The sequence below is a fragment of the Citrobacter sp. NCU1 genome (assembly GCF_010231475.1).
Lineage (GTDB): Bacteria > Pseudomonadota > Gammaproteobacteria > Enterobacterales > Enterobacteriaceae > Citrobacter_D.
This window is the reverse complement of sequence record NZ_NRDO01000005.1, coordinates 101,244-123,475: the sequence shown is the minus strand read 5'-3', so window position 1 is coordinate 123,475 and position 22,232 is coordinate 101,244. Positions and strand designations below refer to the sequence as shown.

Here is a 22,232-nt window from a genome sequence, read left to right as displayed (position 1 = left end):
GGTGACCTAATGAAAAGAAGAAATTTCAGCGCTGAGTTCAAACATGAATAGGCCCAACGGGATATTGATCAAAACGACACCGTTGGCAGCGTTTTTTATGTCAGAAAGTGTGGGCCGGGTAAGGAGAAACTGTTATCCGGTAGCGCCTGATAGCGCGACGCGTATCAGGCATGGGACGTTTACGCTTTTTTGGCGTGCTCACGCACCGCCAACCCACGCAGAAAATAACGCAGGAACTGATCGCCGCATTCGCGGAAGTTTTTATGCTCAGAGGCGCGCATCATGGCCGTGATTTCCGGCATTGAGACGCGGAACTTCTGCTCGGTCAAAATGGCGAGAATATCATCCGTTTTCAGCGCAAATGCGATGCGCAGTTTCTTCAGCATGATGTTGTTGTTAATGCGACGTTCGACCGCCAGCGCCGGAGCCGACTCATCACGCCCGCGTTTCTCGTAAATCAGACCGTTCAGGAAGCACGACAACATAATGTCCGGGCAACGCACGAAGCCCTCTTCATCTTCTTTACGCAGCCAGGGAACCAGTTGTTCCGCCGTCACTTCGGCTTCCCCCAGCGCGAAAATACGCACCAGATCGTTATTGTTCATTTTCAGGATGTAGCGGACGCTGCGTAAAATATCGTTACTGACCATAGAGCCTTCGGTGATGATGAAAAATAAAAATGCGGGGGCGAATTTTATACGCTTAGCAATTCGAGTTGCAGCAAGGCGGCAAGCGAACGAATCCCCAGGAGCATAGAAAACTATGTGACTGGGGTCAGCGAGCGCAGCTAACGCCGCAACTTAAAGCGCGACGAGTATACATGATTTACAGACCCAGCGCCTCCTTCAGGGTCTTTAAATAGCGACGACTGACCGGCACCGTCTGCCCGTTACGCAACAGCAATTCAGCCTGACCATTATCCTCAAGGCGGATCTCCTGCAAATGCGCCATGTTGACCAGATACTGGCGATGACAGCGCAGCAGCGGCGTTCGGCTTTCCAGCGTCCTGAGCGTCAACTCGGTAAAACCTTCTTTGCCTTCGCTACTTGTCACATAGACACCGCTCATCCGGCTGCTGACAAACGCCACATCATCCAGTTGCAGCAGATAAATCCGGCTATGTCCGGTACAAGGGATAAATTTTAATGCCTGCTGATTTTCCGGCAGCACAGAAACATCCTGCTTGCTTCGCTCCTGGCGCAGACGCGCCAGCGTTTTTTCCAGCCGCGAATCTTCAATGGGCTTGAGCAAATAATCAAAAGCATGTTCTTCGAAGGCTTTAATGGCATATTCGTCAAACGCCGTCAGAAAGACGATATATGGGCGGTGTTCCGGGTCGAGCATCCCCACCATTTCCAGCCCGCTGATGCGCGGCATCTGAATATCCAGAAACAGGACGTCAGGGCGCAGTTTATGCACCGCGCCAATCCCTTCCACGGCATTTGAGCATTCACCCACAATGTCGATATCACTCTGAACTTGTAACAGGATTCGCAGATTTTCCCGCGCTAACGGCTCGTCATCCACAATCAGCACTTTAATCATGCGTGTTCCTCCAGAGGAAGTCGTAAAGTTATTCGGGTAAACCGATCGGGGTCACAGGCCACGCTGATGCCGTAGTCGTCGCCAAATCGCTCCCGCAGTCGTTTATCCACCAGGTTCATACCGAGGCCGCAGGCATTGTTCGTCGGTTCATACAATCCGGCATTATCTTCAATATCCAGCATCAGATATTGTCCTTCCCGACGCGCGGTAATGGAAACCTCGCCGGTTCCCAATAGCTGGGAAGTCCCATGTTTGATGGCATTTTCTACAATGGGTTGCAGGGTAAATGCGGGCAATTGTTGGTGTGAAAGCGCCTCCGGCACGGTCAGCGTCACCTGTAGACGAGACTGGAAGCGAGCCTTCTCGATCTGCAAATAGGCATTCACATGCTCAATCTCATCAGCAAGGGTCACAATCTCCGATGGGCGTTTTAAATTTTTGCGAAAGAAGGTTGAAAGGTCCTGAACCAACTGGCTTGCCTGCTCGCTGTCACGGCGGATCACCGCCTTAATGGTGTTGAGCGCATTAAACAGAAAATGAGGATTCACCTGCGCGTGCAGCAGTTTAATTTCCGACTGGGTAAGCAGCGCCTTTTGCCGCTCATACTGACCCGCCAGAATCTGCGCTGACAATAGCTGGGCGATCCCCTCCCCCAACGTGCGGTTGATTGAGCTGAAGAGGCGATTTTTCGCTTCATACAGCTTAATGGTCCCCATTACCCGCTGGTTCTCTCCACGTAGCGGGATAACCAATGTCGAACCTAATTTGCACTGCGGGTGCAATGAACACCGGTAAGGCACTTCGTTGCCATCGGCGTAGACCACCTCTCCGGTTTCAATCGCCTTCAACGTATAACCCGAAGAGATAGGTCTGCCAGGTAAATGGTGATCGTCGCCAATACCGGTAAACGCCAACAGTTTTTCCCGATCGGTTATCGCCACCGCGCCAATATCGAGTTCCTGATACAGCACCTGCGCCACTTTCATGCTGTTCACTTCGTTAAAGCCCTGTCGCAGGATCCCCTCGGTGGAGGCCGCCACTTTCAGCGCGGTCGCCGAAAACGCCGAAGTGTATTTTTCAAACATGGCGCGCTTGTCGAGCAGAATACGCATAAACAACGCCGCCCCGACGGTGTTGGTCACGATCATCGGCGCCGCAATGTTACTGACCAGATGCAGCGCATCTTCGAACGGACGGGCAATCAGCAGAATGATCAGCATCTGCACAAGTTCAGCCACAAACGTAATCGCCCCCGCCGTCAGCGGGCTAAAGACTTTGTCAGTCCGGCCACGACGGATCAGCACGCTATGCACCAGCCCCCCCAGCAGCCCTTCGACGATGGTGGAAATCATGCAACTGAGCGCCGTCATCCCGCCCATTGAGTAGCGATGTAAGCCACCGGTCAATCCCACCAGCCCACCGACTACCGGTCCCCCCAGCAACCCCCCCATCACCGCGCCAATGGCACGCGTGTTGGCGATGGAATCGTCAATATGCAGGCCAAACCAGGTGCCCATAATGCAGAAAATGGAGAAGACGATATAGCAGAGGAATTTATGCGGTAAACGAACCGTGACCTGCATCAGCGGGATAAACAGTCGCGTTTTACTCATCAACCACGCGATAACCAAAAACACGCACATCTGCTGAAGCAGCAGCAACACCAGATTGAACTCGTACATACCCGCTAACCACACATCACTTAAAAGCGCGTAACATACATTGAGTCCCTTGAACTTTCTTTGAACTGTTGCATAAAAACATCAAATCGTGAGAACGATCACTCAAAAGCACGCGAGCGCCCACAATTTCACCCCACGCCAGAACAAAAAACAGCCAAAACTACCTGGTTCGCAAAAGAGCGACTAAAGTAAGACTGGGACCTCGCGAGCAAGGGTGAGACGATGGCGCTTTACACGATAGGTGAAGTGGCTTTGCTTTGTGATATCAACCCTGTCACATTACGCGCGTGGCAGCGGCGTTACGGATTGTTGAAACCGCAACGAACCGACGGTGGTCATCGCCTGTTTAACGATGCGGACATCGACAGGATCCGCGAGATCAAGCGCTGGATAGACAACGGCGTGCAGGTCAGCAAGGTCAAAATGCTACTGAGTAATGATAATCTCGATTTACAGAACGGCTGGCGCGAACAGCAAGAAACTCTGTTGCACTATTTGCAAAGCAACAATCTACAGAGCCTCAGGCTGTGGATAAAAGAACGCGGCCAGGATTACCCCGCCCAAACACTCACCACACACTTATTTATTCCCCTGCGACGACGTTTGCAATGCCAGCAGCCCACCCTGCAGGCGCTACTGGGTATTCTCGACGGCGTACTCATTAACTACATTGCGATTTGTCTGGCCACGGCCCGCAAAAAGCAGGGAAAAGATGCGCTGGTCGTCGGCTGGAATATTCACGATACCACGCGATTGTGGCTGGAAGGCTGGGTAGCCAGTCAGCAGGGATGGCGCGTTGACGTGTTGCCCCATTCCCTGAATCAGTTGCGCCCGGAACTGTTTGATGGTCGAACGTTGCTTATCTGGTGCGGCGAAAACCAGACCCCGAGCCAGCAGCAACAGCTTGCCGAATGGCTTGCGCAGGGTCACGATATTCATCTACTCGGCATTTAATGGTTCATTAACAAATACGCTTTATCATATAATCGCTTCGTTAACATAAGGAGTGCATAATGAGCGCAGCTAAAATCGGTGTTATTACCCTCTTCCTGCTGATGGCCATCGGTGGCATCGGTGGCGTCATGCTCGCAGGTTATACGTTTATTTTGCATGCCGGGTAAGGTATTGCCCGAGTCGTTCAAAAACGCGATCAACAATGATCGCCGCGAGCGCCACCAGTACCGCGCCCTGAATCACATAGGCCGTGTTAAACCCGCTGAGTCCAATGATAATAGGTGTACCCAGCGTGCTGGCCCCCACCGTTGAGGCAATGGTCGCGGTTCCAATATTGATAATCACCGACGTTCGAATACCGGACAAAATCACCGGCGCCGCCAAAGGAAGTTCAACGCTGCGCAACTGCTGCCCGCGACTCATCCCCATCCCACGCGCCACGCTGACCACACTCTGTGGAATTGCCCCCAGCCCTGCCAGGGTAGCCTGCAAAACCGGTAGTACGCCATACAGGATCAGGGCGATGATCGCCGGTTCCTGACCGAATCCCATCACCGGAACCGCTATCGCCAGCACCGCCACGGGTGGAAACGTTTGTCCAACCGCCGCAATGGTTTCTACCAGCGAACGAAATTCGCGCCCCCACGGGCGAGTCACTGCGATCCCCGCCCCCACGCCAACCGCTACGGCAATCACGCTTGAAATACCCACCAGCCAGAAGTGCGCCAACGCCAGCGCGATAAAACTTTGCTGCTGATAAACCGGACGCGGTAATTGGGGAAACAGCGCGCCAAACAGCGCCTGGCTGTGCGGCAAGCTCACCAGCAACAGCAGGAAAATGACAATGAGCCATAACAGCGGATCACGCAGAAGTTTCATGAGGTATCGTCTTCGACAGTAAATCCCGAAAATGGAGCGTCCCGCAGGGAATACCCTGCTGATTCACCACGGGCAAAACGTCACATCCCGTCGCGACAAAAGCGGAAAGCGCGTCACGCAGGGTCATTTCCTCTGCCAGCGCGTCTCCTTCCAGCCGTTCCTGACGCCGGACAAAATCACCCACATGACGGAGCGACAGCAGTCGCACGCCAAGCTCGCTGCGACCAAAAAACGCCTGTACGAAATCACTGGCGGGAGACATCAGCATCTCCAGCGGCGTTCCCTGCTGCACCACTTCGCCAACATCCATCAGCACCAGATGCTCAGCGAGGCGTAATGCTTCATCAATGTCGTGCGTCACCAGCACGATAGTGCGCCCCAACAGACGATGAATTCGGCTCATCTCATGCTGTAACGCGCTGCGTGTCACCGGGTCCAGCGCGCCAAACGGTTCGTCCATCAGCAAAACCTGCGGGTCGGCCGCCAGTGCGCGCGCCACGCCCACCCGCTGCTGTTGACCACCGGAAAGCTGATGCGGGTAACGCTCGCGCAGTCCCGCCTCCAGCCCCAGAAGCGCCATTAATTCCTCTACGCGGTCATCAATTTGCGAACGCGACCATTTCCGCAGTTGCGGCACCGTGGCGATATTCTGCGCCACCGTCCAGTGGGGAAAAAGTCCAATCGACTGGATGGCATATCCCATTCGTCGGCGCAGTTCCAGCACCGGCAGGCTACGAATCTCTTCACCGGCAAAGCGGATCCGCCCACTGTCATGTTCCACCAACCGGTTAATCATCTTCAGCGTGGTGGATTTCCCTGAGCCAGATGTCCCAATCAGGACCGAAAAACTGCCCTCACGAAAATGCAGGTTGAGATCGCTGACGGCCTTGTGTTCGCCAAACGATTTGCTGACATGGCTAAATTCAATCATCGTGTTTGACCTTCAGGAGTGCGTCCGCTAAATCGAACAGCGCATCAATAACGATCGCCAGCGCAACCACCGGAATGACGCCCAGTAAGACTAAATCAACGGCGCTACTGAGCAATCCCTGAAAGACCAGCGCGCCAAATCCTCCTGCGCCGATAAGCGCGGCGATCACCGCCATACCGACGGTCTGCACCATCACCACCCGCAAACTGCGTAAGAAAATCGGCAGCGCCAGGGGCAACTGGACATGGATAAAACGCTGACGAAGGCTCATCCCCATGGCTTTGGCGCTTTCCAGAACCTCATGCGGCACCTGATTGAGTCCTGCCACCACACCGCGCACCAGCGGCAGTAATGCATACAGTACCAGGGCGATCAGCGCGGGCGTCAGACCGGTGCCTGCCACCCCTACAATTCCCAGCCAGGGAAACTGCTTCACCAGCCCGGCAAGCGGCGCAATCAACAGGCCAAACAGCGCAACGGAGGGAATGGTCTGAATCACATTCAGCACCGCAAAGACCGTCCCCTGATGCGATACCGAGAAATAACAGCCAATCCCCAGCGGTACGCCAATCAGCAATGCAGGCACCACCGTACCGACCAGCAGCGTCAGGTGCTGCGCGAACGCATCATCAAAAACATCCTGACGGTTGGCGTACTCTTTCAGTAACGAGAGATCGTTGAAGCCCCCCGAAAACAACAGCACCAGCGGCACCACGGCGATCTGCGCGTGCAGTATCCAGCGCCACAGCGGTTGTGCGGAAATACGTCGAATCGCATCACTACAGGCCAGAAGCGCAATCCCCAGCGCCAGCCAGAAACCGCTACCGAGGCTGGTACGCGCCAGCGGACTTCCTGTCTGAGCCAGATGTGTCGCCGCCGTTCCGGCCGCGATAAGGACGCCCGTCAGCAGCAATTGCACAACCCCCAGCGTAGCAAATGAACCGTATTGACCGGGGAACAGGCACAGGGCGAGCAGGAGCACGAATACGCCTGGCAGTCCCCATGCAATGTCCGGCCAGAGATCCCAGAGCTGACGCCCTTCACCGGACATCAGTCGGTTCGGGGCGTAGTTGACGAAAGGGAGCACGGCGGCAACAGTGGTGAGAAGAACCAGCAGCAACAGCACACGATTGAGGCTGACCGTTGATACCTTACGCATCACAGACAAATACCGTTACTTCACCCACCCTTTTTGCTTCAGGTAGTCCGCCGCCACTTTTTTCGCATCCAGCCCTTCGACGGCGATGCTGGCGTTTAATTGCTGCAGGGTTTTCTCATCCAGGCTGGCAAATACCGGCTGTAGCCATTCGGCGATTTGCGGATACGCTTTCAGTACGGCGTCGCGAACCACCGGTGCAGGGGCATAAATGGGCTGAACGCCTTTTGGATCGCTCAACGTTTGCAGACCCAGCGCCGCGACCGGCCCATCGGTCCCATACGCCATTGCCGCATTGACGCCGGACGTTTGCTGGGCGGCGGCTTTAATGGTGACCGCCGTATCGCCGCCCGCCAGCGACAGCAACTGGTTCTGATTCAGTTTAAAATCGTAGGCTTTTTCAAAGGCGGGAAGCGCATCAGTGCGCTCGATAAATTCAGCCGACGCCGCCAGCTTAAACTCGCCGCCCTCTTTCAAATAGCGCCCCAAATCGGCAAGCGACGCGAGTTTGTGCTTTTCTGCCACGTCCTGACGTACCGCAATGGTCCACGTATTATTTGCCGGTGCGGGGGTGAGCCAGACCAGCTTATTTTGCTCAGCATCCAGCTTTTTGACTTTTTCAAAACCGGCCTCGGCATTTTTCCACGCCGGATCGTTTTCATCTTTGAAGAAGAAGGCGCCATTGCCGGTATATTCCGGGTAAATATCCAGCTCACCGGAAGTGATCGCCCCGCGCACCACGGGCGTGGTGCCCAGTTGCACTTTATTGACTGTTTTAACGCCGTGGCTTTCCAGCACTTGCAGAATAATATTGCCGAGCAGCGCCCCTTCGGTGTCGATCTTCGACCCGACGGTGACAGGAGATGCAGCCTGTAAGGGAAAGCTCACTGCCGCGACCAGCGCCAGTGAGCTCAACCATAGCTTTGAGATTGTCATGTCGCTTTCCTCACTCTTTTGCTGCCCTTTTCAGAGACTTGAGGAAAAAGCATAGACGAAAAGTCAGAAGTTAACCTGGCACTTGCGGGTTATCTGGCAATCTTAGCGGTATCGTCAACAGGCTGGCGGCGAAATAGAGAATGGCGATCACCCACAGTGTCCCCTCTACGCCAAACGGCCCGACGCACAGCGTCACAATAAACGGTCCGGCAAAATTACTTAACCCGGAACCCAGGTTCAGACACGAAATGGCCGCCCCTTTATTTTGTGGCAACAACGAGGGGATCAGTGCGCTCAATGGTCCAAACGCCCCAAGCCCAATTGCATATATCGACAACGCCAGGAACAACGCCAGTTCGCTATCACCGAACAACACCGGCGCATAGCAGACCGCCAGCGAGGCAACCCCACACAGTGTGCCGGAAAACCACATCACCGTATTACGCCAGCCAATGGTGTCGCCTAACCAGCCAAACAGATAACTGGAGAATATATTGATGACGTTGACCAGACCCCAGATAGTCAGCCACTCCGCGATGCTGAAACCAAACCGGGGCAGATACACCGGCATCAGGATCACCAGTGAAAATTTACCAATGTCGTTGATGGTTTTCACCACCACCGCCAGACGCATTTTCGGTTCACGCGCCAGTACGGTTATCCCTTCGAGAAGCGCCGGTCCCAGCGCCTGCCCGCGCTGCCAGTCGGGACGATCGCGGTTCAGCACCAACGCGCAGAACGCGCCGCACAGGACAAAGATAAAGCCACTCAGCAGGGTGTTGGTTTCTCCCCATTTCGCAATCATCAGGCTTGAATACCACGGGCCGACGATGGTCATACCAACACCAAACGCAATCCAGAACCAGGACACCGCGCGTCCCAGAATCCGAATTTCACAACGTTGGTTGATCCATACCAGAAACGAATAAGCGAAAAGTGGGTATGCGACACCGCGCAACGCGTAGGTGGCGACCATCAACGGATAGTTGTTTTGCGGTAAAGCAAAAAAGATAAACGGCACTGAGCCGATAAAGTACACCGCCGTCGCGACCCACATTAAACGGCGTAATCCCAGCACCCCGGCGCCAATGCCGGAAAACCAGGAGATCGCCGCCACACACAGGCCAAATATGGATGACAACAGGCTGATATCAAACGGAGAGAATCCCCGTTGTTGCAGCATTGAGGAGAGCCAACTTTGTTCTATGGTTGCGCCCGTAATAAAAAGAAAAACGCCGATAAATCCCCAGCAAAGTTCGCGAGGTAATCCCATCCGCGCCCATAGCCCTTGTTGCATCACCAGGCTCTGTTCAGTCATTTTGTTCTCTTCCAATAGCAGGCGGACATTGCTGTCCGCCCCGGTCTTCAGGCATTTTTTAGTTGGGCAGCAGACTGCGATTTCATATGGCTGCGGTTCACGTAGCCAACGGTATTCTCACCCCAGCACTGTTCGTACGGCATCCCGGTCAGGCTTTCGATAACGGCTTTGTTTTCAGCGCTAACGGTCGCTTTGCTTTCACCACGCTTGAGGCGGGCAACCTCTTCATTGAGGATCGCGTGAGTGCGGCTATTAACTTTGAACTGGAATGCAGACCAGATCCCCCACAGGGTGAGGAGCACCGGCAGGACAATCATGATAATCATGATCATATTGATGGCAGACTCTGGCTGACTGGTTTGCCCGGAGACAAAACCGGCCATTTGCAGCGCGACACCGACCAGGAAAATGGACAGCGCCTGGGACGCTTTACGCAGCAAGCTCATGAACCCGGCAAAGATCCCTTCACGACGGTTACAGGTGAGGATTTCATCCACGTCAGCCACAAAGGTGTAGTTGTTCCAAGGAATGGCATAGATACCACCGCGCGCCAGACCGGCAATACCTGCCGCCAGATACAGCATCGCCATGCTGGTTGAGCCGTTCATCCAGGTCACGGTAAACAGAATGAACGCCAGAACTGCCAGCGTGCCCTGAGTGGCAAACGCGCGTGAAGGCGAGAAGCTCAACGTTAACCAGGTCGCCAGACCAACGCCAAAGAATTGCAGGCCGTTGATCATCGCCAGCAGGTTTGACGCCATCACAGAGGAGGTCATCAGCGCGAACACCACAAAATAGGTGAACACGGAGTTGAAGATATCCTGCGCGACTGAGCCACCCAGATACATCCCCAGATGCGAACGGAAGGTTTTGATTTTCAGCGTGGAGACGAAATCGTAGTAAATATTGTAAATACGGGTGCCGAGAGGCAGTTTTTCCGTCTCATCAATTTTGCGCTCGTTTTGTTCGATCTCTTCCAGAGAGCGTTCCCAGGTGCCGAAGTAAACAAAGAACAGCACGATCATGAACGAAACGGTGAAGATAGCACCCGCATAGAAAAACGAGTCTGACGAATCTGCGCCAAAGTAAGAGATCAGTCGTCCTGGCAGGAACGCCGCGGCAAAACCGGCAAGCTGTGCGATGTACATACGCGCGCTGGTCAGTTTCGAACGTTTGTTAAAGTCAGACGTCATCTCCGCAGAAAGCGTGTCATACGGGATGATGATCATGGAGTACACCACTTCAAACAGGATGTAGACCAGCAGATACATCCAGTAATTGAAGCCTTCCACCCACAGCAGGCTATATACCGCAACCAGCGGGATACTCAGCAGCAGGAAGAAACGGCGGCGGCCAAAACGACGGCCCAGACGCGTTTTGTGGAAGTTATCTGAGATGTAGCCCATTAACGGACACATGATCACATCAACGATACGCGCCACGGCAAACAGTGAACCGGCCTGAATCGGCGTCAGTCCACAGAAGGTGGTTAAGAAGAACAGCAGCCATGCACTCACCAGAGTGAAGGCGCCGGAGCCAATCACGTCTGCAAGACCATAGCAGACGTAATTGTGCATCTTTATTTCACGTGCTTTTTTTATCATTTTCTATCCCCGGTCACTGAAAAGGCATACAGAGCATTTCCCTCAAGCAGAGGGAGAATCCGTCAGGCAGTCCTGAACGTTGAGCAATACGATGGGTTGTTTGTGCCAGTGAGCAGGCAGCGTTTCAGGGCGACGAACAGTGATGCCAGACAACCGCAACCCCGTGATGCCGTTGGCATAAAACGCGGGTAATCCACCGGGGAAGGCTTCAACGCCATGGGCGCGACCGGTCTGCGGGTTAACGTTGTAGGCGTTATCCAGTCCCATACCCGTTGGGCGTTCTGGATTGCACGGCGGACGAATGTCGTAGAATCCTTGTTCCTCAGACGTGCTGACCTGTTGTTCGATACTGATCCCATTGAACGTGACATCGCGGATCATGCCTGCCGTTTCGCTGTGCAGGTTAATCGCCCCTTCCGCAGTGCCGGCAAGGTTGCTGAAGGTGATGTTCGAAACAACGCCAGGCGTAATGTCAGGCGCGCGACGGCGCACAGAAATGTAGACCGGATCGGCTTTCCCCCAATGACAAGGGTGAGCATGGAGGCAGTCAAACAGGATGTTGCTGAACACCATCTGCTGAAAACGTCCGCCATCACGCGACACCAGGCCAATCCCGCGGTTAGATTCAATAATCGTGCAGTTGGACAGGGTGATATTTTCAATATCAGCGAACGTTTCTGTACCAATCTTGATGGCGCAGCTTTTCGAACGAACGATGCAGTTATTCACGACAACGTTGCGAATAGGCTGTTGGAGCGAGGCGGGCTTGTTGGTGGTCTTCAGACAAATACCGTCATCCGCCGCACTGAAGTAGCTGTCGCTGATATGCACGTGCTGGCAGCTGTCGATATCCAGCGCGTCGGTGTTCGGCAGCGTCAGGGAGTTATCAATGGTCAGATTGCGGATATAGACATGGTTGCAGCTCACCAGATGCGCCGTCCACATCGGGGCGTCATACAAGGTGATATCGCGAATACGGATCTGCTCGCAACCTTCCAGCACCAGCAGACGCGGACGTTGGTTTTTCGGCAGTCGATAGCCTTGATCGTCCGGCTGCGCGGCAAACCAGTTGTTCGCCTCGCCGTCAATGCGACCTTCGCCGCTGAGCGTGATGTGGTGCTGGCCACGGGCATAAATCAGCGCCATGCGTGACAACTCAGCCATGGTGACTGTTTCTACCGCCTGATAATCCTCAGCATCGGCGCTGGCAAGCAGACTCGCCCCGGCCTCGAGGTGCAGCGTAAAATTCGAAGGGAGTACCAGCGTACCGGAGCGATAAATTCCAGGCGTGAGGGTAAGCGTACCGCCGCCTGCCCTACCGATCTCGTCAATCATTTGCTGAAGCTGCGCGGTGACCACCGTGTTACCGGTTTTATCAAGCGAGCTATTTTCTAAAGAGAGCTTCATAGTCCTACCTGTCACAAGTGTATTGGACGGCATTTAACGAAGTTTTTCTCTCTCTCGCCCGCAGCGAAAACAGGCTTTTTGACGTAACAGTGAGACGCTTCACGTCTGCGTGGGCGGGGTCACTAAATATTTGAGCGCTCTCACAAAACGCAACAGTAACTTCCCCTGAGAGGTGATCTAACGCACGGTTTTAACTTAAATGAAGGGAGTAAGGGATCGCAGGTAGAGGTAATTATTCCTCGCATGCAATAAATACCGACGGCCATCACAATTCAATAAAAAACAAAAGAATCGCTATTGCAAACCAGGAAATATTCAGTTCAAAACGTAAAAAAGGCTGGTTTCCCAGCCTTTCATTCATATCTTACAGCAGTTCAAACTCGCCTTGTTTTACCCTGGCGGAATCCACACCGATGAAGACGTTAAACTTACCGGGTTCAGCATCATACTTCATGCTTTGGTTCCAGAACTTAAGCGCGTCGATGTCAATCGGGAAACTGACGGTCTGCGTTTCTCCTGGCTTCAGCGTGATTTTCTCAAACCCTTTCAGTTGTTTCACCGGGCGACTCACAGAAGCCGTCACATCCTGCAGATACAGCTGAATCACCGTCGCGCCTTCACGCTTGCCGGTATTGGTGACCTGCACGCTGGCAGTGACTGAGCCATCACGTTTCATCGTTGGAGAGGAGAGTTTCACTTCCGAGAGTGTAAATGTGGTGTAACTCAACCCATAGCCAAACGGATACAGTGGGCCATTCGCCTCATCAAAGTAACGCGAGGTGTACTTGTTCGGCTTGTCAGCGTTATACGGACGACCGGTGTTCAGGTGACTGTAGTAAACCGGGATCTGCCCGACAGAGCGCGGGAAGGACATCGGTAATTTACCCGATGGGTTGTAGTCGCCAAACAGCACATCGGCGATGGCGTTACCGCCTTCGGTACCGGCAAACCAGGTCTCGAGAATTGCATCAGCCTGCTGATCTTCTTTCACAAGCTGCAACGGACGTCCATTCATCAACACCAGCACCAGCGGTTTACCCGTCGCTTTCAGCGCCGTAATCAAATCACGCTGGCTTTGCGGAATGTTGATATCGGTACGGCTGGAGGCTTCGTGAGCCATCCCCTGAGCTTCCCCGACCACGGCGACCACGACGTCAGATTGCGTCGCGGCGGCAACTGCTTCATCAATCATCGTCTGCGGTGAGCGAGTATCAACCTTCACTGCCTCTTCGTACAGATTGAGGAAATCCACAATGCCTTTATCGTTGGTGATGTTCGCCCCTTTGGCGTACACCACCTTACCGTTATCGCCCAGCACATTTTTAATGCCCGTCAGCACCGTCACGGACTGATCGGCAACGCCTGCGGCGGACCAACTGCCCATCACATCACGTTTGCTGTCGGCCAACGGCCCTACCACGGCAATGGTGCCGGATTTTTTCAGCGGCAGCGTTTCAAGACGGTTTTTCAGCAAAACCAGACTCTCACGCGCAACATCACGCGCTTCCTTACGGTGCAAACGGCTTTCCGCGTTGGTGTCCTGCGGGTCAGTCTCTTTTGCCCCCAAATGGCTGTAAGGATCGTTAAATAACCCCATATCGTATTTAACGTTAAGGACGTGACGCGTCGCGTCATCCAGCTCAGCCATCGTCACTTTGCCAGACTTAATCAAACCCGGAAGGTATTTGCTGTAATACTCATCACTCATGCTCATGTTGATGCCGGAGGTGATCGCCACACGCACGGCATCTTCAGGATCGGCAGCAGTGCCGTGCTTGATAAGCTCTTTAATCGCCCCGTGGTCGGAAACAGTGATCCCTTTAAAGCCCCACTGATCGCGCAATATCTTTTTCAACAGCCAGGCGTCGGAAGTGGCCGGAGTGCCATTTAACGAGTTAAGCCCCACCATTACCGCGCCGCTGCCGGCATCCAGTCCGGCTTTGTACGGCGGCATATAATCGTTGAACAGGCGCTGCGGGCTCATATCTACCGTGTTGTACTCTTTACCGCCCTCAACCGCACCGTAGGCAGCGAAATGTTTCACACTGGTCATTACCGAGTAGCGATCCGCCGGGCTTTTGCCCTGCATCGCTTCCACCATGGTTTTGCCCATCGTTTCGGTCAGATACGTATCTTCGCCAAACCCTTCGGAAGCCCGTCCCCAACGCGGATCGCGCGAGACATCCACCATCGGCGCCCAGGTCATATTCAGGCCATCATCCGCCGCTTCGTAGGCTGAAACGCGTCCCACGGTTTTGACCGCATCCAGGTTAAAGGACGATGCCAGACCGAGACTAATAGGAAAAACGGTACGCTGACCGTGCAACACGTCATAGGCAAAGAACAGAGGAATTTTCAGGCGGCTGAGTTCCATGACCTGATCCTGCATTTTGCGGATATCCTGGCGGGTGACGGTATTAAAAATCGCCCCCACCTGCCCGTCTTTGATCATTTCGCGGATGGCTTCTTTTGGATTGTCCGGCCCTACGCTTATCAAACGCAGTTGCCCGATTTTCTCATCAACCGTCATTTTCGTGAGCAATTCGGTGACAAACGCGTCCCGCGCCTCCGGCGTTAAGGGGTGATTGCCAAACAGCGACTCCGCCAGCGCTGGCTGCAAGGCCAGACTCACCGCGACACCTACAGAACATAGCCATTTCATGTTGTTTCTCTCTTATTTTTTAGCCCGCAGAGGCGGCGAAAATATAGCAAAAACCGTAGTTTGCCATAAGCCTAAACGGGTGAGAAAAAGAAAGCTAAGGTTATTCTCCGATTTTTTCGAAACATTCATGAATGAAATCGTCATACAAAGCGCTATGCTTAACACCGATATTTTGTCCCACCACAAGGAGTGGAAAATGTCTTCCATTACAAAAACCGATAATAACGATTTAATTCATGAGCTCGCCCGCCTGGTGGGTCAATCACACCTGCTCACTGACCCGTCTAAAACCGCCCGCTATCGCAAGGGCTTTCGTTCCGGACACGGCGACGCGCTGGCCGTGGTTTTCCCTGGTTCGCTGATGGAGTTATGGCGCGTCCTTAATGCATGCGTCAACGCCGACAAAATTATTCTGATGCAGGCCGCCAATACCGGGCTGACCGAAGGTTCCACACCCAGCGGTAATGATTACGATCGGGACATTGTCATCATCAGCACCCTGCGCCTCGACAAACTCCATTTGCTGGAGAAAGGCGAGCAGGTGCTGGCGTTTCCAGGCACCACCCTCTATTCGCTGGAAAAAGCGCTTAAACCCTTTGGCCGCGAACCGCACTCAGTGATTGGTTCCTCCTGCATTGGTGCTTCCGTCATCGGGGGGATTTGTAATAACTCGGGAGGATCGCTGGTGCAGCGTGGCCCGGCCTACACCGAGATGTCACTGTTCGCACGCATTGATGAACAGGGTAAATTGCAACTCGTTAACCATCTGGGCATCGATCTGGGTGAGACGCCGGAGCAGATCCTCAGCAAACTGGATGATGAGCGCGTCAAAGATGAAGACGTGCGCCATGATGGCCGCCATGCGCACGACCACGATTACGTCACGCGCGTGCGCGATATTGACGCCGACACGCCCGCACGTTACAACGCCGACCCGGAGCGCTTATATGAATCCTCCGGTTGCGCGGGCAAGCTGGCCGTCTTCGCCGTACGTCTGGACACCTTCCCGGCTGAAAAAAATCAGCAGGTCTTCTACATTGGCACCAACCAGCCGGACGTATTGACGGAAATCCGCCGCCATATTCTGGCGACGTTTGAGAACCTGCCGGTTGCGGGCGAATATATGCATCGCGACATTTATGACATCGCGGAAAAATACGGCAAAGATACGTTCCTGATGATCGACAAGCTCGGCACCGACAAAATGCCGTTCTTCTTCACCCTGAAAGGCCGTACCGATGCGATGCTGGAAAAAGTGAAATTTTTCCGTCCGAACTTTACTGACCGCGCGATGCAGAAGTTCGGTCATCTGTTCCCGAGCCACCTGCCGCCACGGATGAAAAGCTGGCGCGATAAATACGAGCATCACCTGCTGTTAAAAATGGCCGGAGACGGCGTAGCAGAAGCGCAAAACTGGTTGACGGAGTTCTTCAAAACCGCCGAGGGTGACTTTTTCGCCTGCACGCCCGAAGAAGGCAGTAAAGCGTTCCTGCACCGTTTTGCCGCGGCAGGCGCGGCCATTCGTTATCAGGCAGTTCATGCTGATGAGGTAGAGGATATTCTGGCGCTCGACATTGCCCTGCGCCGCAACGATACCGAATGGTATGAGCACCTGCCGCCAGAAATCAGCAATCAACTGGTGCATAAACTCTATTACGGTCATTTTATGTGCTACGTCTTCCACCAGGATTACATCGTGAAGAAAGGCGTCGATGCGCATGCGTTAAAAGAGCACATGCTGGAACTCCTCCGCCAGCGCGGGGCGCAATACCCGGCGGAACATAACGTTGGGCATCTGTATAAAGCGCCAGAAACGCTCACCCGTTTTTATCGGGAAAATGACCCGACGAATAGCATGAATCCGGGTATCGGTAAGACAAGTAAACAGAAGTACTGGAAGTGATGCGGTAGCCCGAGAGCGTAACGCTCTCGGGTATTCTGAAACGCATTAATCGTTTTGCGCTGTTTGCTCACCCTTACTGGTGCCCGCAGCGGCCATCTGCGCGGCTTTTTGCTTCTTATAACTCAGCGCTGCTGGCGGAACCGGCATGACTTTGCCGGTTTCAATCCACGTCCGTAAACGGCTGGCATCGGCAAAGTGCGTGTATTTGCCGAAGGCATCCATCACCACCAGCGCCACCGGTTTGTTATTAATGACGGTGCGCATCACCAGACAGTGCCCCGCCGCATTGGTAAAGCCCGTCTTGGTCAACTGAATATTCCAGTTATCGCGATACACCAGATGGTTAGTGTTACGGAATGGCAGCGTGTAAGCCGGGTTGGAAAACGTGGCCATGTCTTCGCGGGTCGTGCTCAACTGACCCAGCAGCGGATACTGTTTGCTGGCAATCAGCAGTTTTGTTAAGTCGCGCGCCGTCGAGACGTTATGAATGGATAACCCCGTCGGTTCCACAAACCGCGTGTGGGTCATGCCCAACGCTTTGGCTTTGGCATTCATCGCTTTGATAAACGCGTTGTAGCCGCCCGGATAATGGTGCGCAAGGCTTGCTGCCGCGCGGTTTTCCGAGGACATCAACGCCAGCAGCAGCATATCTTTACGACTAATTTCACTGTTCAGACGCACGCGGGAGTAGATCCCTTTCATTTCTGGCGTCTGACTGATATCCACTTTCAGTTTTTCGTTCAGCGGCAGTCGCGCATCAAGCACCACCATCGCCGTCATTAATTTGGTGATCGACGCAATCGGACGCACAAGGTCAGGATGGTTCGAATAGATAACTTTGTTGGTATTTAAATCAACAATCATCGCGCTACCAGACGCTATCTCAGGTTGAGACGCTGTTGCGGTAGCCGTCGTTTTCGCCACTGCCTGCGGCGCAAAAGGGACAGCCAGCATCAGGGCAAGGCTTAGTATTGAAACTCGGAATTTCAGCATGATGAGATTTCTGATAATGGTTCACGCACGTCACAACGCGCACCGCCTAAGTTAAGCATAAACTCAAGCTAGCTCAGGCATCATAGCGATCGGGCAGGTTTGCCGCCACAGAAGAATCGTCAACAAATGCTCCGTTGCTGACTTTTACGCCAGCAACGCCCTTGAAGAGGATTAAATCAGAATAAGCGATACCCGTAGCCCCACAGGATCACCGTGATAGCTAACAGCACTTCCAGCACCAACACGCCGATGGCCAGCGTCGAACTGGAAAAGCTCAGCCCTTCCTCTTTGTTAATGTTCAGAAATGTCGGGACACCGAGATACAACAAATAACCGGTGTAGAACAGCGCGATGGTACCGACCAGCGCACACAGCCATACCAGCGGATAGAGCGCCACAAAACCGCTCAGGAAAAGCGGCGTGGCGACATAGCCGGCAAAGACCATGCAGTGCGCCAGAGAAGGTCGTTGCGGATAGTTTCGCGCCATCCACCAGATGACCCGACCCATGACCGCCACACCTGCCAGCATGACCGCGTAGAAAACAATGGCCAGTGCAAAACCGGTGAACAGTGAAAGCTGAAATACATTGCCATCGCCAAAATTCCAGCCAATTTGCGTCGTGCCAATAAATGCGCAAATCACCGGGATTGCCGCCATCATCAGTACATGGTGGGTGTAGTGGTGAGAAATGGTTTCGTTTTCACTCTTGATCACGTGCATTTCACGATCGGGATGGGAAAACAGCCCCCAGACATGGTTCATACCGCCCCCCTTCTTGTCAGCTCCGGACCTCAACACTTCAAGTATAATTCAGCTTTCGATTATTTTATGTACAGCCCGCAAAATACCGGTTCGCTGAACGGGCGCTTTTCCGGCCATAAAGATTCATAAGGTGTATGCTAAAGATTGTGGAGGTCATACAGACGTATGGATATAAACAGTCTTATCACGCACTACGGCTATGCCGCGCTGGTCATTGGCAGTCTGGCCGAAGGCGAAACCATCACCCTGTTAGGGGGTGTCGCTGCACATCAGGGGTTACTCAAATTTCCGTTGGTCGTCGTCTCCGTTGCGCTCGGCGGCATGATCGGCGATCAGGTCCTTTATTTAGTGGGGCGTCGCTTTGGCGGGAAAATTCTGCGCCGCTTCTCGCGTCATCGCAGCAAAATTCATTACGCGCAAAAGATGATCCAACGCCGCCCTTATCTGTTTGTGATCGGGACACGTTTCATGTACGGATTCCGCGTCATTGGCCCGCTTCTGATTGGCGCCAGCCACTTGCCGCCAAAGATCTTTCTGCCGCTGAATGTTTTAGGTGCCCTGATTTGGGCGCTGCTGTTTACGGCCCTGGGTTATCTCGGCGGTGAAGTGGTTGCGCCCTGGTTGCACCATCTCGATCAACACATCAAACATGGCGTCTGGCTGGTTCTGATTGTCGGGCTGGTGGTGGGGACACGCTGGTGGCTGAAACGGCGCAGCAGGCAAAAAGCGCAATAAAGGCAGCCGACAGCGAGCGCTGCCAGCTACTGACTGTCAGCTTGTGTGGTAGCCCCCGCCTAATGCGCTGGTCAGTTGAACAGAAGCATCAAGCCACTGACCTTGCAAAATCAAGCCGTTGCAATACTCGCGTAGCGCCGGGATCTTCGCCTGACTGACCCGGGAACCGGCAATGATACCGGCATTGAAACGCGCCTGCGCCAGTCCAACAACACGTTGAGCATCCTGTTCAATCTGCCGCTGGTGCTGATTTTTTGCCGCTATCGTTTCAACCTGGCTTGCCGCGCGCGTCACGTCATTCACCGCGTCAACCACCGCTTTGTTGTAATTCGCGATTGAGAGGTTACTCTGCGCCTTCGCGATATCGAGATCAGCATTTAGCCTGCCACTGTCGAAGATCGGCAGCGTCAGTCCGGCAGTCACGCCCATTTGTTGCGCTGAACTGCGGAACAGATCGCTCATGTGCAGCGCATCCTGCTGCAAAAAAGCCATCAGGTTGATGTCAGGATAAAAAGCCGCTTTCGCCGCCTCAACGCTGCCCAGCGATGACTCAATGTACCAGTGCTCAGCCTGCAAATCTGCCCGACGAGCCAGTAATGAATACCCTAACTGCGCAGGTAACGCGCTTTCCACTTTTGGCAGCGCAACCACATGCAGCGTAAGCGGTGTGGATTGCCGTTGGGTTAGCGCCGCCAGCCTTGCCTCAATGATTTTCATTTTACCGGCGACATCATTGAGTTGCTGCTGCGTTTTGCTGTCGTCGATGTCCGTCTCCACGCCTTCCACGGAGGAGGTAATGCCGTTTTGATACAGTTGGCGGTCCACCGTAATGATATTTTTTTGCTCTTGTTCAATCTCAGTTAACACGTTGCTCAGCGCCGCCTGGGTTTGCCACTCCCTGTATAAACGCGTCACACCGCTCGCCAGCAGTTGACGGGTCTGTTCCTGCTCGGCTTCACGCGCTTTGACAACGCCAATCCGCGCAGTCACTTCCGCCCGGTTCTTACCCCACAAATCCAGGTTCCAGCCCGCCGTTAGCCCAAATGTACCGTTGGTGTACCACGGGCCGGTCGTGCCCGCGGCAGGATCGGTAATGGCAAAAGGTCCCATCAACCCTTCGGCTGACATTTTCTGCCGTTCTGCATTTGCCGAGAAATCGACCTGCGGCCCGTCCTGCGCTTCAATCGCTTTAGCCTGCGCCTCTGCTAATTGAATACGCTGTTCTGCCACCTGCATATCTGGCGCATGTGCCAGCGCACTCTCAATCAGCGCGTTCAACTGAGGATCCTGATAGGCCCGCCACCACTGGCTGTCCGGCCAACCGTTTTTCAATGCCACCGGTAATGCAGATTCGACGTGTGACGCGGGCGTCTGCTGCGCCAACGCCTGGCGGTTGTCGTGCATCGGGGCGCATCCCGCAAGAGCAACCAATAGCGGTAAACACGCGGTCGCGACAAAAGGAGAATAACGATTCATTAAGATATTCTGGTAAGAAAAGGTGTGCAGAGATTACGTGGTGTCGCGTCTGTTTTTTTAGTTACGCGTGGCAATACATCTTTGGAAAATAAAAGAAATAATCAGAAAAATATATTCCATTTAAATGAATATTTATAAATTATTTAAATGATAAATAAATACAAACCCCATTTTGCTCCCCTGGTTCGCCCAGTCCACCACTGCGTCATCGGCCATGTCTCATGGCCGCAGTGACGCAATATCAATGGTCTGAATCGCGCGGGCAATATCCGGTGAATTATTGAGTGAACGAATTTCCTGAAAAAGCGTGGTCGCTTCTGAATACTCTTTACGTAAATACCCCAGCCACTGTTTGATGCGCGCCACGTGATAAAGCCCGGTATCGCCTTGCTTTTCCAGCCGGGTATATTTCTGCAACAACGCCACCACATCAGGCCATGACATACGCGGTTCGTTATATTTCACTACACGACTCAGGTTGGGGATATTTAATGCCCCTCTCCCGATCATCACAGCGTCGCAACCGCTTATCGCCATACACGCCTGCGCACTTTGCCAGTCCCAGATCTCACCATTGGCGATAACCGGAATCGTTAAACGCTGTCGGATTTCGCCAATCGCCTGCCAGTCAATGTGCTCCGCTTTATAACCTTGCTCTTTCGTACGACCGTGTACCGCCAGTTCGCTCGCGCCAGCCTGCTGTACTGCATCGGCAATTTCAAATTTTCTGTCGCCGCTGTCCCAGCCAAGACGCACTTTAACCGTCACGGGCAGATGAGCAGGTACCGCCTCACGCATCGCCTTTGCCCCCTGATAGATAAGCTCAGGATCTTTGAGCAAGGTTGCGCCACCGCCGCTGCCATTGACCAGCTTCGACGGACAGCCGCAGTTAAGATCGACGCCATACGATCCTAACTCCACCGCACGCGCGGCATTTTCCGCCAGCCATTGCGGATATTGCCCCAGCAGTTGAATACGCACCAGCGTGCCCGAGGGTGTCCGGCTGGCATTGAGCAATTCCGGGCAAATACGGTGGAATACTTTCGCCGGTAGCAGTTGATCTACCACGCGCACAAATTCCGTGATGCACAGATCGTAGTCATTCACATCGGTCAGGAGCTCGCGCACCAGAGAATCGAGCACGCCTTCCATCGGCGCCAGCAAAACACGCATATCATTATCCGCAAAAAAAGAGGCGCTATGGTAGCGTCTCTCCAGGGCGGTTTAAAGTCTCTCCGCTATGATCTTTATGACGTAACGTTCCCGTTGTCTATCTCCACTATGCTC

The 22,232-nt window shown here is 53.7% G+C and carries 19 protein-coding genes; 4 read left to right on the top strand and 15 right to left on the bottom strand.

Features of this window, described 5'->3' with window-relative positions; all coding sequences use genetic code 11:
• Nucleotides 1–179 precede the first annotated feature (179 nt).
• The 3 genes from CJP72_RS02175 to CJP72_RS02165 all read right to left on the bottom strand — a co-directional run bounded on the left by CJP72_RS02175 (nt 180) and on the right by CJP72_RS02165 (nt 3,227).
• The gene (locus CJP72_RS02175; RefSeq protein WP_162379264.1) at nt 180–650 is read right to left on the bottom strand and encodes a DUF1456 family protein; all 471 of its coding nucleotides are present in this window, start codon (nt 648–650) and stop codon (nt 180–182) included.
• Between the two features lie 175 nt (nt 651–825).
• The gene (gene btsR, locus CJP72_RS02170; protein ID WP_162379263.1) at nt 826–1,545 is read right to left on the bottom strand and encodes a two-component system response regulator BtsR; all 720 of its coding nucleotides are present in this window, start codon (nt 1,543–1,545) and stop codon (nt 826–828) included.
• Entirely contained in the window at nt 1,542–3,227 is a 1,686-nt protein-coding gene (locus CJP72_RS02165) for a sensor histidine kinase (RefSeq protein WP_162379262.1), read from the bottom strand. Before CJP72_RS02165 ends, btsR begins: the two co-directional genes overlap by 4 nt.
• Nucleotides 3,228–3,449: 222 nt before the next feature.
• Between CJP72_RS02165 and mlrA the strand changes: the two genes are divergently transcribed.
• Together mlrA and CJP72_RS02155 are read left to right on the top strand one after the other, a co-directional pair.
• Nucleotides 3,450–4,181, top strand: coding sequence for an HTH-type transcriptional regulator MlrA (gene mlrA / locus CJP72_RS02160; RefSeq protein ID WP_162379261.1), 732 nt, complete (start codon nt 3,450–3,452; stop codon nt 4,179–4,181).
• Between the two features lie 59 nt (nt 4,182–4,240).
• Nucleotides 4,241–4,348 carry a protein YohO gene (locus tag CJP72_RS02155; RefSeq protein WP_012906443.1) on the top strand — a complete coding sequence of 36 codons (108 nt, stop codon included), beginning with the start codon at nt 4,241–4,243 and terminating at the stop codon, nt 4,346–4,348.
• Here the strand turns inward: CJP72_RS02155 and CJP72_RS02150 are convergent.
• The 8 genes from CJP72_RS02150 to bglX all read right to left on the bottom strand — a co-directional run bounded on the left by CJP72_RS02150 (nt 4,329) and on the right by bglX (nt 15,074).
• Nucleotides 4,329–5,060 carry an ABC transporter permease gene (locus CJP72_RS02150; protein WP_162379260.1) on the bottom strand — a complete coding sequence of 244 codons (732 nt, stop codon included), beginning with the start codon at nt 5,058–5,060 and terminating at the stop codon, nt 4,329–4,331. The two genes, CJP72_RS02155 and CJP72_RS02150, sit on opposite strands and share 20 nt — an antisense overlap.
• Entirely contained in the window at nt 5,044–5,991 is a 948-nt protein-coding gene (locus CJP72_RS02145) for an ABC transporter ATP-binding protein (protein ID WP_162379259.1), read from the bottom strand. The genes CJP72_RS02150 and CJP72_RS02145 overlap by 17 nt, the downstream gene beginning before the upstream one ends.
• The gene (locus tag CJP72_RS02140) at nt 5,984–7,150 is read right to left on the bottom strand and encodes an ABC transporter permease (protein WP_162379258.1); all 1,167 of its coding nucleotides are present in this window, start codon (nt 7,148–7,150) and stop codon (nt 5,984–5,986) included. Before CJP72_RS02140 ends, CJP72_RS02145 begins: the two co-directional genes overlap by 8 nt.
• Before the next feature lie 15 nt (nt 7,151–7,165).
• Nucleotides 7,166–8,083 (bottom strand): glycine betaine ABC transporter substrate-binding protein OsmF, encoded by a 918-nt coding sequence (gene osmF, locus CJP72_RS02135; RefSeq protein WP_162379257.1) that lies wholly within the window; start codon nt 8,081–8,083, stop codon nt 7,166–7,168.
• A 70-nt stretch (nt 8,084–8,153) separates the two neighbouring features.
• Nucleotides 8,154–9,401, bottom strand: coding sequence for an MFS transporter (locus tag CJP72_RS02130; RefSeq protein WP_162379256.1), 1,248 nt, complete (start codon nt 9,399–9,401; stop codon nt 8,154–8,156).
• A 47-nt stretch (nt 9,402–9,448) separates the two neighbouring features.
• Nucleotides 9,449–11,005, bottom strand: coding sequence for an MFS transporter (locus CJP72_RS02125; RefSeq protein ID WP_162379255.1), 1,557 nt, complete (start codon nt 11,003–11,005; stop codon nt 9,449–9,451).
• A gap of 42 nt (nt 11,006–11,047) precedes the next feature.
• A complete protein-coding gene (locus CJP72_RS02120; protein WP_162379254.1) occupies nt 11,048–12,412 on the bottom strand; it encodes a glycoside hydrolase family 28 protein in 1,365 nt (454 codons plus the stop codon).
• Between the two features lie 364 nt (nt 12,413–12,776).
• Nucleotides 12,777–15,074: a beta-glucosidase BglX gene (bglX, locus tag CJP72_RS02115; protein ID WP_162379253.1), complete on the bottom strand. Its 2,298-nt coding sequence runs from the start codon at nt 15,072–15,074 to the stop codon at nt 12,777–12,779.
• Nucleotides 15,075–15,270: 196 nt separating this feature from the next.
• Between bglX and dld the strand changes: the two genes are divergently transcribed.
• Nucleotides 15,271–16,977 (top strand): D-lactate dehydrogenase, encoded by a 1,707-nt coding sequence (dld, locus tag CJP72_RS02110; protein ID WP_162379252.1) that lies wholly within the window; start codon nt 15,271–15,273, stop codon nt 16,975–16,977.
• A 45-nt stretch (nt 16,978–17,022) separates the two neighbouring features.
• Here the strand turns inward: dld and pbpG are convergent, their stop codons facing one another.
• The gene (gene pbpG, locus CJP72_RS02105; RefSeq protein WP_162379251.1) at nt 17,023–17,970 is read right to left on the bottom strand and encodes a D-alanyl-D-alanine endopeptidase; all 948 of its coding nucleotides are present in this window, start codon (nt 17,968–17,970) and stop codon (nt 17,023–17,025) included.
• A gap of 176 nt (nt 17,971–18,146) precedes the next feature.
• Entirely contained in the window at nt 18,147–18,734 is a 588-nt protein-coding gene (locus tag CJP72_RS02100; protein ID WP_162379250.1) for a Yip1 family protein, read from the bottom strand.
• Nucleotides 18,735–18,899: 165 nt separating this feature from the next.
• On the opposite strand from CJP72_RS02100, the gene CJP72_RS02095 reads away from it, so the two are divergent.
• Nucleotides 18,900–19,469 carry a DedA family protein gene (locus CJP72_RS02095; protein WP_162379249.1) on the top strand — a complete coding sequence of 190 codons (570 nt, stop codon included), beginning with the start codon at nt 18,900–18,902 and terminating at the stop codon, nt 19,467–19,469.
• A gap of 36 nt (nt 19,470–19,505) precedes the next feature.
• Here the strand turns inward: CJP72_RS02095 and mdtQ are convergent, their stop codons facing one another.
• Together mdtQ and dusC are read right to left on the bottom strand one after the other, a co-directional pair.
• Nucleotides 19,506–20,945, bottom strand: a complete 1,440-nt coding sequence (gene mdtQ / locus CJP72_RS02090) for a multidrug resistance outer membrane protein MdtQ (protein WP_162379248.1) — start codon at nt 20,943–20,945, stop codon at nt 19,506–19,508.
• Between the two features lie 219 nt (nt 20,946–21,164).
• Nucleotides 21,165–22,118, bottom strand: coding sequence for a tRNA dihydrouridine(16) synthase DusC (gene dusC, locus CJP72_RS02085; RefSeq protein ID WP_162379247.1), 954 nt, complete (start codon nt 22,116–22,118; stop codon nt 21,165–21,167).
• Nucleotides 22,119–22,232: the final 114 nt, after the last annotated feature.